Annotated in this window: 13 protein-coding genes; all 13 read left to right on the forward strand. The window is 54.4% G+C overall.

What is annotated here, in order from left to right:
• Position 1 precedes the first annotated feature (1 nt).
• The 13 genes from JMJ04_RS19550 (at position 2) to JMJ04_RS19610 (ending at position 12610) form a co-directional block, all read left to right on the forward strand.
• A complete protein-coding gene (locus tag JMJ04_RS19550; RefSeq protein ID WP_201372100.1) occupies positions 2-622 on the forward strand; it encodes a hypothetical protein in 621 nt (206 codons plus the stop codon).
• Positions 619-1104 (forward strand): hypothetical protein, encoded by a 486-nt coding sequence (locus JMJ04_RS19555; protein WP_201372101.1) that lies wholly within the window; start codon positions 619-621, stop codon positions 1102-1104. The genes JMJ04_RS19550 and JMJ04_RS19555 overlap by 4 nt, the downstream gene beginning before the upstream one ends.
• Entirely contained in the window at positions 1101-1547 is a 447-nt protein-coding gene (locus JMJ04_RS19560) for a hypothetical protein (protein ID WP_201372102.1), read from the forward strand. Before JMJ04_RS19555 ends, JMJ04_RS19560 begins: the two co-directional genes overlap by 4 nt.
• A gap of 10 nt (positions 1548-1557) precedes the next feature.
• Positions 1558-2553 (forward strand): phage tail tube protein, encoded by a 996-nt coding sequence (locus JMJ04_RS19565; protein WP_201372103.1) that lies wholly within the window; start codon positions 1558-1560, stop codon positions 2551-2553.
• Between the two features lie 12 nt (positions 2554-2565).
• Positions 2566-2982: a hypothetical protein gene (locus JMJ04_RS19570; RefSeq protein WP_201372104.1), complete on the forward strand. Its 417-nt coding sequence runs from the start codon at positions 2566-2568 to the stop codon at positions 2980-2982.
• Between the two features lie 279 nt (positions 2983-3261).
• Positions 3262-6270: a phage tail tape measure protein gene (locus JMJ04_RS19575; RefSeq protein WP_201372105.1), complete on the forward strand. Its 3009-nt coding sequence runs from the start codon at positions 3262-3264 to the stop codon at positions 6268-6270.
• 4 nt (positions 6271-6274) lie between these two features.
• Entirely contained in the window at positions 6275-8542 is a 2268-nt protein-coding gene (locus tag JMJ04_RS19580) for a LamG domain-containing protein (RefSeq protein WP_201372106.1), read from the forward strand.
• Entirely contained in the window at positions 8535-9242 is a 708-nt protein-coding gene (locus tag JMJ04_RS19585) for a hypothetical protein (protein WP_201372107.1), read from the forward strand. The genes JMJ04_RS19580 and JMJ04_RS19585 overlap by 8 nt, the downstream gene beginning before the upstream one ends.
• 8 nt (positions 9243-9250) lie before the next feature.
• Positions 9251-10630 (forward strand): hypothetical protein, encoded by a 1380-nt coding sequence (locus JMJ04_RS19590; protein WP_201372108.1) that lies wholly within the window; start codon positions 9251-9253, stop codon positions 10628-10630.
• A gap of 15 nt (positions 10631-10645) precedes the next feature.
• Entirely contained in the window at positions 10646-10939 is a 294-nt protein-coding gene (locus JMJ04_RS19595) for a hypothetical protein (RefSeq protein WP_201372109.1), read from the forward strand.
• A 27-nt stretch (positions 10940-10966) separates the two neighbouring features.
• Entirely contained in the window at positions 10967-11167 is a 201-nt protein-coding gene (locus tag JMJ04_RS19600; RefSeq protein ID WP_201372110.1) for a hypothetical protein, read from the forward strand.
• Positions 11151-11426 (forward strand): YtxH domain-containing protein, encoded by a 276-nt coding sequence (locus JMJ04_RS19605; RefSeq protein WP_201372111.1) that lies wholly within the window; start codon positions 11151-11153, stop codon positions 11424-11426. Before JMJ04_RS19600 ends, JMJ04_RS19605 begins: the two co-directional genes overlap by 17 nt.
• Before the next feature lie 8 nt (positions 11427-11434).
• On the forward strand, positions 11435-12610 hold the full coding sequence (locus tag JMJ04_RS19610; RefSeq protein WP_201372112.1) for an N-acetylmuramoyl-L-alanine amidase: 1176 nt from the start codon (positions 11435-11437) through the stop codon (positions 12608-12610).

Here is a 12610-nt window from a genome sequence, read left to right on the forward strand (position 1 = left end):
TATGGCGTATACGAACAATCCGTATTGCCAACTCTCTGACGTGAAGCTGGTATTAGGTTCGCAGTCCACAGCGAATGACGCATGGATTGCAAGCCTGATACCAGAGGCGCAGACCTGGATTGATGACGAAGTTGGCTACCAATTCCAGACGGAGGTAGGCACCACTCGCACCTTCTCCGGCCATGACACGCAGTACTTGATGCTCGGTGAATGGGTGCAGTCAATCAGTAAGGTCATCCAGGTGTCCTACGCACAGAGTGTGGGCTACGATGGGTACTTTAACACAGTACTCACCTCGCAGCAGGATATCACGAATGACATTGTGATTGGCCCTGAGAACCGCAATCCTGGCTGGAAGTTGGAGCGCATGTCCCAGGCTCCCTTCTACACCGGAATGCGGAACTACATCGTCACTGGCACCTGGGGCTATGGCTCCATCCCGCTTGACATCAATCGCGCCACTGCTCGCCTCGTAGCGTTCTACGTCAAGATGCGCGATACGAACTACTCCGACACCCTTATCGAGCAAGGTGCAGCTCGGCAGAAATACACTAAGACTATCCCCGACGACATTAACGACATCCTCAAGCATTACAAGAAAAGGTTCTTCTACACCCGATGATGCAGGTTGAAATTCTCGATCTCTCCAACATCTTTGGGCTTGATTGGGGAATGACGGTCAGAACTGGAATCAAGAGCCAGGCAGAGCTATATGCGAAAGAGGAAGCCCAGCGCATCATTGATCGCACTCCAGATGCCACTGGCTCCCTTCGAGCGGATGAGACGTGGTCAGCGAACATTGACCCTCAGCAGGATGAGATTGCCCACTTCTGGACTGGCACTGCCAATCAGCTTGCCAATGGTGGTCGCGCCTACGCAATCTACGTGGAAGGCCCACCTATGCCCGATGGCACCGATCCCCTGAACGTGGGCGGCATCAACGGCATGTGGGCCACAGCAGAATGGGCACAGGGGTACGCCGGAGCCAACATGTATGGAGATGCAGCGAGTGAAGAAGACCTGGCTCTCCTCGAAAAGTACGGTGATGCTGGTATGCAAGCAGCCGTTGATGCCATTACATCAGGAGGTGGCGTGCGCATATGACCGTCTACCAACCACAAGACCCCGTTATCTCCCCCGTTGTTGCAGCCATTGCCAACATTGTCCAGACGCAGATTGCAGGCGTTACCGTTGTCTATCAGCAGCCACCCGATGGTCCTCCAGAGGATGGAAGTGTGGTGATCCCCCTCTCCACCTATAAGATCCTGGGCGACTCGAATGGCAAGATGTACACCAAGCTCACCTTTGGTATCAGGCACTTCATTCGCCGTGGGAACTTCCAAGAGAATGTCCTGGCCGCATACTCCTACTGGTATCCCTACATGCAAGCCTTTAGTGCCTGGGGCAACCAGGATTTAGGTGGCCTCGCACAGAACATCACTGTCTCCAATGGTGGTGTCACCCAATTTGTCCAGGCTGCGCAAGTCTTCACTGCACTCATTGTCAACCTCGACGTGATCCTCGAATTCAATATCCCCACAAGCTAGGAGCCTCTACATGGCAGGTTACTCTCTTTCAAAACGATCTTGGCTTGGTGTCGGTGTGGAATCAACCCCTGGCACTGCCCTGGTCGCTCCCACCGTCTACCACCCGGCCAAATCAATCATGAAAGGCACCAAAAAGCGCGAGCAGCTTAAAGAAGAGCGCGGCAATCGCGATGGTGTCTACGGAATTGTCGATACGATTCGGGAAGGCGCGATTGACCCCAAAGGTCCGTTTTACGCTGACACGAGTCCCTACTTTATGCTTGGTGCCTGGGGTGCTGTGACCAGCACGCAGCCTGATGCCACCAACCTCCCCAACGTCCACAAGCACACCTTCGCCCTGGCCGACCAGCCCAAGACGTTGACCCTCTTCAAGAACTACGACGCAGCGGTCTATGTCGGTGCCTATGCGGTCGTGGAAAAGTGGACCCTCAAGTTCGCGGCAGATGGCAAGGTGCTGGAGAATGATGTCGCCCTCAAGCATCTGTACCCGGTGAAGTACGCCGGAGCGCAGCTCACCCCAACCTTTAGCCCGGTTCAGCCGTTCGCTGGTTATGCTCCGCAGATCACGCTCGGTGGCGTCTCGACGCTCGACATTGATGATGTGATGATTGAGTTCGATCAGAAATGTACCTTGTGGTATCCCGCTGGTGGCTCTGCCGACTTCGCTGCTGTCTACTTCGGCGAAAGAACGGTCAAGGTCGATTTTACTGCTCGCTTTGATACAGACGCGCTCTACAACCACTTCTTCAACGGGAGTCGCACTGACGACAGCTTCACGATTGATGTCAAAGGTCCGTCCCTTGGCGTAGATGGTGCGAACACCTACTACCAGGAACTCAACATCAGCGTGCCGATCATCTCCTACGACAGCATGGACCACGACCTGTCGAAAGACAACGTCTTAATCAAGGCGAAAGCGACCGCCATCTCCACAGCCAACCAGACTGGTGGCTCTCCCATGATCTCGGCCTTCGTGCAGAATCTCGTCGCTAGCTACACCGTATAAGGAAACCCCACTATGAGTGAGAACGAACAATTTCTTTTTGAAGACTTCTTTGTTGCCCAGGATGCCACTGACGAAGGTGATCGCATCGAGGTCGAGATCAATGACCGTCTGGTTCCCCTTCGTCTCAAGCGTGGCCTCTCCTTCGAGGATAAGGCTGCGGCCAAGGCTGTTGGTGTGAAGCAGAAAGTGAAGCCCAATGGTGAGGTCGAGATCGTCGAGATGGACGAAGCTGCCTTCGCTGTGGAGCTACTCTATCGCTGTATTGTCTCCTGGCCTTTCGTCTACAGTTCCGGTCGCAAGGTGCCTGTCTCGCGTGAGAACATCCGAATCATGCTCTCTGAGGGTGCCGAGGCTGTGGCCCAGGTAGTCCTCCAGCGCATCAATAAGAGGCGCGAGATCAAGCAGCCTTTTACGACGCCTTCCGAGTAGAGCTTCGCCGATCACTCCTAAAGGAAGGCTCTCCCAACCCAACCATCCCGCCTGAATCCTTCGGGTTTCGACTCCAATGTTATGAGCAATTCGGCTGGACCCCTGCGGTAGTTCTCAAGCTACCAGAGGGCGAGGCCGAGTTACTCAGCATTTACTTTGAGGAAACGTCGGCGCATCAGTATCGGCAAAATCAAGACATGAAGCGCAGATCGTCAAACGATTCGTCAGGTCGAGCGAGTGAGGTGACTGATCTTGTGATTGAAGACGAAGAGGACGACTATGGCGAATAACGCAAGCGTTGGCCTGCGTGTCTTTCTCCAGGATGACGCAACCAGTGGGCTTGCAAAATTTGCAACGGGCCTGATCGACACCAGAGCTGTTATGACCAATCTCGTGAGTGCATCTATGGACTTCAGTGAAGCACTCCTTGAACTAGGTTCCGTTGTCATTGGCACCAACGACATCCTGTCGAAGTTCCGAACAACCGTCGCTGGTATCCGTACCAACATGAACAACACGGGCCAGTCGTTCCAGGACTTTGGTGAGATCGCAATCGGAACTGGCGACATCATGACGGACATGGGCAAGAAGGCGCTCACTGCGATGGACGACATGAAAGAGCTTGATGCGTCCATGCTCGCTACAGTGGCTGTCGCCAAAGACCTGACCACAGCGGAGACTGCGACAGGGGATGCTACTGAGGGTGCCGGAAATAAAACGAAGTCTACTGGCGCTAGTTTATTCATGCTTGCGATGGCCTTCCAGCAGACATCACAGACGTTGATGCAGCTCAATACCACCCTTGATAACGCAGTCATAAGTTCTGGTAACCTGGAGGATGCGTTCATTCGCGCTCAGATTGCGACTAAGGCCACAGGCACCGACGTGCAGACCCTGAATGATGCCATCGTCAGACTGTCCGACCAGGGCATGTTCTCGACGCAGCAGGTGTCAGACGGCTTCCAGCAATTGGGCGAGCGAGGATATAACACGGCTCAGATTGTCAATGATAATCTGGGAGTTGCAATAATGAACCTCGCAGAAATCACCAAGACCGATATGGTGACCTCAGCCGACCTCATGACCACAGCCCTGCATGACTTCGGTGCCACTGCACAAGACTCAACGAGGTACGCAAGTGCGCTCTCCTACGCATTCTTCAACGGTATCCCTGATGTCAACGGCTTGATGTCAGCCCTCCAGCGCCTTGGACCATCAGCCTCGTCACTCCATATCCCGTTCGAGGATGTTATGTCATCCCTGATCTACCTGTCTCAGCATGGTATGCCCGATGTGAGTCAGGCAGGCACAGCCCTCAACTATATGATGGCCGCGCTCTCTGCACCATCAAGTACGGCTGCAAGTACCCTGAAGGCTCTTGGCGTGAGCATGTACGACATGAAGGGACACCTCAAAGACCTGCCAACAATGGTGAGTGACCTGTTCGCTGCCCTCGCTAAACAACCGGACTCACAGGCAGCCGTGGACTTGCGCAGCATCCTTAATATTCGATCCGGTCAGGCTGGTAAGGTCATGGGAGCCAACCCAAACATCAAGGCCGACCTCCAGCAGGGTGCGAAAAATGTAAAGAACGCAGAGGATACCAACTACCTGGGACAGTCGGTTGACAAAATCCGTGGAGACTTCAACCAGTCATTCGCTCGCTTGCAATCAACCTGGAACTCCACGTGGTCTTTGCTGTTGCTTCCAGTGGTGCAGTGGTTGACACCAATCCTTAATAGCCTCAATACCTTCGTCAGCACGCTCGGCAAAGCCAACCCGTCAACCAAGGAGTTTGTTGCCATCATGGCTCTCATTCTGATTGTCGCGGTCCCAATTATCGGCGTGGTTCTTGGTATTGCGGCAGGGTTCATAATGCTTATCGCCGTGATAGGGTGGATACCCCTGGTGATCGCGGGTATCGTCGTCCTGGTAGGAATAGCAGCAGCGGCAGTCATTGCCTGGTGGGGGCCGATCTCAGGCTTCTTCGTGGGCTTGTGGAATGGCATCAAATCGGTAACTGCATCAGTGATTGCTTGGTTCCACAACGCATGGGCAGTCGTGGTTCAGTGGTTCATTGGCGTCTGGGGCGGGACCGTCCACGCGGTGCAATCCGTAGCCAACGGAGTGAAATCCGCCTGGTCGAGTACCGTGAGCTGGCTGTCTGGAATTTGGCATGGTATCCAGGGAGCCTGGAATACATCGATTCATGCGATAGGCAATGCACTCAAGGCCGTTTGGGGCGGGATTGTCACCGCTCTTGGCATGTATGTCCATATGATGGTTGCCTACTTCATGCTTCCAGTTACCGCGATGCAATGGTTGTATAACCACAACTATTACGTACAGCGTTTTGTGGACATGGTGGTCGGAGGCTTCAAATGGCTGGGGCAGCAGACAGTCATCATCTGGAACAACTTTCTCGGCTGGCTGAGTGGCACCGCTTTTCCAGCCCTCAAGTCAGCGTTCGCCGCAGTAGTCGGCTTCCTCTACATCGTGTTTGTGAAGCCCTTCGTCGATTCCTTTAACTTCGTCTGGCATTGGGTTCAGGTTGGATGGAATGCGGCAGTCGGCTGGATCAACGGCACCGGGATTCCGCTCCTCAAAGCCGCGTGGGGCATCGTCGTTTCCGGTATCAATGCGCTCTTTGTCAACCCGGCCAGGGACGCTATGGGAAAAATTACAGGCGCTATTATGTGGGCGTGGAACGGGGCTGTGGGTGCCTTCAACTGGTTAAAGAATTGGTTCGCGTCGTGGGCACCAGGGTTTATCAATAGCGTAGGGCAGTACCTAGGTGGCTTTGGTCATAGAATATACCAGAGTCTCGTTCAGCCTTTCGTAGATGTTGGACACATGCTGTACACCTCTGGATTAAACTTCATCAATATGCTAGCAAAAGGTATTACCGATAACATACCCAGGCTGATAGGTGCGGTGTCAGGTGCGGCGAAAGCGGTTTGGTCCTTCCTCGGCTTCCACTCCCCCACGAAGGAGGGGCCACTGAGTGATTCTGATCAGTATATGCCGAACATGATGAAGATGATGGCAACGGGCATCACGAAGAATACACATCTGGTCACTGGAGCAGTCAGCCACGTTGCGAATGGTATTGCGACTGGTATCAACACGCCGACTGTCGCTCGCCTCAACTCGGTTGGGGGCCAGGGCCAGCAAGGTCAGGTGACCAACATCGCCCTCAATGTGGATGGGAAGACGGTTGGCACTGCTGTGTTCAATCATCTGACTGGACAAATGCAACTCAACGGACTCAACCGACAAGGAAGATAACCTCATGCCCATTGTCACTACTCCCTTTAGCCCTAGAGGCGTCACGCAAGGTGGGATAAAGGTCGTACTCGCAGGGCAGGACATCACACCGTACATCGACGAAAGTTCGATTGACATCAAGGACACCTTGGGTCAGGGCGCTGGCTCTGGCTCAGGGGCCAGTCCTCGTGCGTCGACCTTCACGCTGAAGTCCTCACTTGGTCCTGCTGCCACTGCCGTTGGTTCCGGTACGCGACCGACACAACCGATGTTGGTGAGAAACGGCGAGATCGTCATCTATGATGCGAACAACAACCGCATCTTTGGCGGATATCTCACCAAGATCACTGACCAGACAGAAACGACGCAGGTGTACACCCAACTCGAAGGGGTGGACTACTATCAGACGTTCGCTCGCACGATTGTCAATGACATCTATTCCGGTTCCGACGTACAGATCCTGACGCAACTGCTTCAGAAGTATGCGCCCCAGATCAACATCAAGACGATCCCGACGCTTGGTTCCATGACGTTCTCCCTGAAGAACTACCGGAACAAGACGCTGCTTGACTGTCTCACTGACATCATCGACAGCACCGGGTATCAGGCATGGGTTGATCCCTATAAGAACTTCCATTACGTGTCTCCTGGTTCTGCCTCAACCGCTCCGTTCAAGCTGTCGAACAATCCCGACTTTGTGACCAGCTTCCAGGTTGGTGTGGACTCCTATGAGATCGATGATAATGCCATCATAAACAGGGTGTATTTTTATGGTGGTCGTAAACCCTCCAACGACTTCGTGCAAGACCTCTCTCCCCAGGTCAACGGCAATAACACCACCTTCCTTCTGGCCTACTACCCAAGAACAGCGAGTGACGGTAAGGTCCATGCCTACGTCAACGGCGTCGAGAAAACCATTGGCTATCAAGCAGGCACCACACTCAAAGACAAGCTCAGGAGCCAGGGTGGCACCGCCGATGTGTTGCTCAATGCTGACGCCCACACCTTGACCTTCGACATCGCTCCACCAGCAGGCTCGACGGTGACCTGCAAATACCGCTATGAACTTCCTCTGATGGTGGTCCTCCCTGATCCCGTTTCTGTGCGCTACTTCGGTGGCTACTTTGATGGCACCGTCAGCGACCAGACGGTAGTGGATACCCAGGTCGCTATCCAGCGAGCGAAGGTACTTCTCCTGGAGCAAGCGTATGGACTCAGGACGCTGAAGCTGCGATGCTGGCGTTCGGGCTTGCAGTCAGGTATGGTCCTGCGTGTGGATCACTCCATTCGCGGTATCCATGATTCCTTCATCGTACAGGAAGTCGATATTAAGCCGATGGGCAATGGCTTCTTTGAATACGATGTGACCTGCGGCGCATGGAACTGGTCGATGGTGGACATCCTCAACCACCTCTTTGCTGCTGCCCAACCGAACGACACTTCCTCACAGGAATCCACGACCCAGATTGACGACCAGGAGCAGAACGAGAACCTCTCCCTCAGCTTCTCTGTCAGTACAACTACGACCAAGTTTGGCACCTACCTCGCGCATACCTTTGCCTTGGGTGACGGTCGTGATGCCTACGCTGGCTTCTGTAGCATTGGTGGTCCCAACTATGTGAACTCCGTTCTCGCTGATGCCCCTATACGCTACTACTCTATGGATGAGTCGAGCGGTACGGTGGTGAACGACCTGGGAAGTCAGCAACAGAATGGAGCACTCACTGGTGGTGTGTTGCTCGGCCATCCTGGACCGATCCTGAACTGGCCTACGAATGCAGACGCCTTCGATGGAAGTACAGGCTACATCAACCTCCCGATGACTGGCCTCCCACGTGGCACTGATGCAACCTATGAGATATGGGTCAACACCTCCTCGTTTGCCAACCAGGGAACGGCAGCTATCTCGCCACGCTACATGTCCATCAACGTGGACGGGACGAATGCGATCCACATAGCTGCGGTGGCAACAGGCGGTTTTACCTTCCAGGTCAACTACTCTGGTGGCATTGCCAACCTTGCCACGACAGCAAGCCTGAATAGGTGGTATCACATCGTCGGTGTTTGGCAGGCGGCTACCCACACAATTGCCCTCTACCTGAACGGCGCTCCAGCTCCATATATCAGTGTAGGCAATTACGGCTTTGGTACAGCAGGTGCCAACATCGGTCGCAGAGTTGATGGAAGTGGCTATGCGGCTGGAAACATGGCCCATGCTGCCATCTACAACTACGCTCTCTCGCCCGCTCGCATCCTCGCGCATACAAACATGGGACTACTTGGACATGAATAACCTCAAGCTCGCCTGCACGTGGACAGTGCTCGAACGCGAGTGGCTTCCTATCTCTCGCCGGGAGATCTGGATACCACGCCTCGAACGCAAGAATCTGTTCACGAACTATGGCTTAACGGCTCTGGCCTCCGCTCCCTCTGGCAACTATGTTGCTCCCATCTACCTCGCAGTCGAGTCGTTCTACTCCCCTTTGAACGCACAAGCCAATCCCGGTGATATGTCCTTCTCACTGAACACTCGCGTCGATCAGTCGGGAGACACCCAGGTAGTTGTAGATATCGGGAGTATTAACCAGGAGGTAGTAACCTTTAGCTCGGTGAGTGGCACGTCTGCTCCCTACACCTATACGCTCTCTACTCCCCTGCAAAACTCCCACCCGGCCAATGCCCCGGTAGTACGACAGGTGAGTGCGAATGACACTATCTCCAACCTGACAACTGAGGTGCAGTACGATCCAGTCAACTTCCCAGGACTGCGACTGGCCTCTGGTGCGGGCTACTCCAGCGGGAATGGGCAGTACACTATCCAGTTCTACTTTACGGCGACGATGGCGGTAGCATACTTCGCTACCTGTGGCCTCACCGACTCCCAGACTATCAGCCAGGGCAATCTGCATAATCACTTCACGTTGGGCTACGATCACTCGCTTGGGCAGAACGACGTGCAGATTAATGGCAACCTCACCATAGTGAATAGTTAGGAATACGCATGGCACTCATAGTTCGACAAAACGGTACAGGTGCAGCCAACCTCGTCCAGGCTCAGTGGTTTAACGACTACTACAATCTGCTGACTGGAGCGATGGCCGACCAGCCAGTGACTATCAATAACACGCTGATGCTCAAGCAGATCGCATACACGCCACCTGCGGCACCTACCCTCGCCCTGGTTGCGGGCACTGGCATGGGTACAGGTGCGTACACGTATGCCATCACCTACGGCATGGGCGTCGGTCAGACACTCCCAGGCACCACAGCCACCGTCACCACCACGAGCACCAGTGCCCAGGTCGCCCTCTCGAATATCCCAGTTGGTCCTGCTGGTACGACCTACCGCAACATCTACCGCTCGAAGGTAGGCACAAGCTCGCCACTGTATCTGGTCACAACGATAGGGAACAACACCACCACGACCTATACCGACACGGCGGCTGATACCGCGCTCACGTCTGTCGCGGGCGCGCACGATAAGTTTGGTGGCTACCTACGGATGCAGGACCAGAATGGCATCAATGTTATTGAGCTATTCCCTGATGGTGCGGTCAAGTTTGATACTGGCAAAATCATCACCGATGGCAATGGGAACCTCACGATCAGCAATGGCACGTTCACCATCAACGGTACGTCCTACCTGGGAACGACGAACGTCTACGGCCCACTTGCAATGCAGCCCGGTCAGCTTCTCTCCAGCCTTGGCAACGTGAATATTCAGGCGATAAGTGGTCCTCCCCCAAGCGGAGCGCAGACCGTTGTACAGGCAGGTGGTAGCTTGAGCGTGGGTGCCTATCAGTATGCCTATACCTACACTACAGCAGATGGTGGTGAAACGGCTTTAAGTCCTGCAACATCGGCCACAACCACAACTGGAAATACAGCAGTCACCTACCAAAGTTTGGGTGTCGGACCCACAGGCACAACCGGGAGGAAAGTCTACAGGACGAAGGTGGGCGGGTCTACCTTCTACTTCCTTCGGTCGATTGATAATGCCGTCTCATACGTCTACGATACCGCAGCGGATACGACCCTTACTGTGGTCGCACCTACGCACCCGACCTTCGGCGGCACCCTAAATGTCAAGGACCAGAACGGTGTTGTGCAGGCACAGATCACGTCTGATGGCCGTTTGGATATCAATAGTATCGCCCTTACATCAGGTTCTATCAGCCGCTTTCAGTTGTTTAATGGATCTGGTGCCCAAACGATCACGCACAATTGGGGCATAGCTCCTGATCTCGTCCTCGTCCAATACACGGGTTCCTTCGGTTCGCCTCCAAGTTCAATCCCCGTTGTAACAGGGTTCAGCACCACAACATTTGGAGTCTCTGCCCAGAGCGCCTATTCCTGGTTAGCAGTCGCCATTAAGTTTTAGTAAGGAAAGAACATAATGACTTCCACATCCTGTATTAAGCGAACATTCTGGTACGCCGTAGACTGGTCTGTTCCCGGTGGTCTGGAGCCTGACATCGCATCCATCGCGGCGCTCTCCCTGACTGGACTCGTGTACAACGGCACTGGTGCTAACCCTCGCGATGCACAACTCAACCAACTAAATACTCTGCTTATAGCAGATGTGTTCCTCGACCCCGCGAACGATCAGGCAGTACTCGATATCCTCGCGAAGACCCCGAACGTGCTGACCTATTCAACCACCATCACCCTCACCAACCTCTACGCCTAGCTTGCCTTTCCCCCAGGAGTCCTCCCCTTGAAACAGTACCTCACTCTCCCTACCCTCAAGCAAGTGCAAGAGCTGACTCTCCTCGCCAAGCACTACGAAGCCATGCTCCAGACGATCCGCGCCTCCCTGGCGAAGGTCATCGAGGACGAGATAGAAATCGACATCTCGAATGGTGACTGGCATCTCGATACCGACACAGGAGCGATTGAGCATGTCACCGCAGATTAACCCAGACTACCAAGAAATCAGGCAAATTGTGGTGGACGCAATCGAACCCCTCAAGGAGCAACTCGACAGGATTTACGAGTCCCTGAAAGACGACTATGCACGCAAGGACGTGGTCGAACCCCAAATAGAGCACCTGCGAGAGGAGGTGAAGAATCTTAAAGAGCAGGTTGTCTCTACCCCGCAAAAGCTCCTCATGTATGTAGGCTCTATCGCCGCTCTCATCTGGACTCTCTACAACATCCTCCAGACTTTCAAGTAAGGAGTCACATGAACATCATCCAAATGCCCACCAGTAACTTCTTCCCCAATCGCGCTGGCTACAAGCCCAAGTGGTTGATCCTGCATGGGACTGCTGGTGGCTCTAGCGCACAAGGTGTCGCTCAGGGCTTCATCAACTCACAGGGCGGGAACAATCCCGTCAGCACGCACTACGTCATCGGCCAGGACGGTACGGTCGTGCAGTGTGTACAGGAGAAAGATGGAGCCTGGGGCAACGGTGGACCCCAGACTGGCTGTGATCCCTGGTGGTCTACAGCTCTCAACCCCAACTACGTGACCATCTCGATTGAGCACGTGAAGCCACATACTGATAATTCAGATGCTCTCACGGCTGCACAGCAGGCTGCATCCTTTGCCCTCATTCGCGAGATCTGTGATCGTTGGGGCATCCCGAAGCGAAAGGCCGACAAGTACGGTGGTATCACAGGCCACTTCTCCATCTCCCCGATTGATCGCGCTCGTTGTCCTGGCACCTATCCCTGGCAAGACCTCTTTAACTACTTAGGAGATGATATGCTTCAAATCTCTGATCCCTTCGCGAGCACCTACTTTAAGCAGGTATCAACCAACCCCCTCCGCTGGCAGTGCAACAACGGCTTCGCAGTCCTGGGTGGCCTCCTCGACTTCTATCGCAAGATTGGTGGTGCGCTCCGGCTCCCAAAGGGGAATGAGCAGTACAACATCCCTGGCGTTGTGTGGCAGTTGTTTGAGGGAGGCATCGCGGTCTACGACCCTAACGGGAAGGTCGACTCGTTCCACAATCCCTACGCTCCCTGCTACCTGCTGAAGCTGGATGCCGACCTCGCCAAGGCCATCCTGGGGATCACCGCTCTCCAGAACCAGATCGCCAAGCTCGGCAACTCCACGCAGCTCCAGACTCAGCTCGATGCTGCAAACAAGGCTCTCTCTGATGCGGTAGCCGCGAAGAAAGCGAGCGACGATCAACTGGCTGCGTTCCAGGCTCAGGCTCAGTCGGAGAAGGCTGCGCTCCAGGCCCAGGTGGACAAGGAACAGGCCCAGGTTGATCAGGCGGCGAAGGATGCGGCTGCGGCTCAGGCCCAGGTGGCTACCCTGCAAAACCAGATTGCAAACGCCCCTGACAAGACTGAAATCCTCAACGATTTGATTACTGCCCTTCAGGCTGCTGCTAGTAAAATTGCTTAG

Origin of the sequence: Ktedonobacter robiniae, assembly GCF_016587375.1 — a bacterium.
In the GTDB taxonomy this organism is placed as follows: Bacteria; Chloroflexota; Ktedonobacteria; order Ktedonobacterales; family Ktedonobacteraceae; genus Ktedonobacter; species Ktedonobacter robiniae.

Excerpts from the sequence above, each read along its gene's own strand:
- JMJ04_RS19560 (WP_201372102.1), top strand. The coding sequence starts at position 1,101 with ATGACCGTCTACCAACCACAAGACCCCGTTATCTCCCCCGTTGTTGCA.
- JMJ04_RS19550 (WP_201372100.1), top strand. The coding sequence starts at position 2 with ATGGCGTATACGAACAATCCGTATTGCCAACTCTCTGACGTGAAGCTG.
- JMJ04_RS19590 (WP_201372108.1), top strand. The coding sequence starts at position 9,251 with ATGGCACTCATAGTTCGACAAAACGGTACAGGTGCAGCCAACCTCGTC.
- JMJ04_RS19555 (WP_201372101.1), top strand. The coding sequence starts at position 619 with ATGATGCAGGTTGAAATTCTCGATCTCTCCAACATCTTTGGGCTTGAT.
- JMJ04_RS19595 (WP_201372109.1), top strand. The coding sequence starts at position 10,646 with ATGACTTCCACATCCTGTATTAAGCGAACATTCTGGTACGCCGTAGAC.
- JMJ04_RS19575 (WP_201372105.1), top strand. The coding sequence starts at position 3,262 with ATGGCGAATAACGCAAGCGTTGGCCTGCGTGTCTTTCTCCAGGATGAC.
- JMJ04_RS19565 (WP_201372103.1), top strand. The coding sequence starts at position 1,558 with ATGGCAGGTTACTCTCTTTCAAAACGATCTTGGCTTGGTGTCGGTGTG.
- JMJ04_RS19570 (WP_201372104.1), top strand. The coding sequence starts at position 2,566 with ATGAGTGAGAACGAACAATTTCTTTTTGAAGACTTCTTTGTTGCCCAG.
- JMJ04_RS19610 (WP_201372112.1), top strand. The coding sequence starts at position 11,435 with ATGAACATCATCCAAATGCCCACCAGTAACTTCTTCCCCAATCGCGCT.
- JMJ04_RS19580 (WP_201372106.1), top strand. The coding sequence starts at position 6,275 with ATGCCCATTGTCACTACTCCCTTTAGCCCTAGAGGCGTCACGCAAGGT.
- JMJ04_RS19605 (WP_201372111.1), top strand. The coding sequence starts at position 11,151 with ATGTCACCGCAGATTAACCCAGACTACCAAGAAATCAGGCAAATTGTG.
- JMJ04_RS19585 (WP_201372107.1), top strand. The coding sequence starts at position 8,535 with ATGAATAACCTCAAGCTCGCCTGCACGTGGACAGTGCTCGAACGCGAG.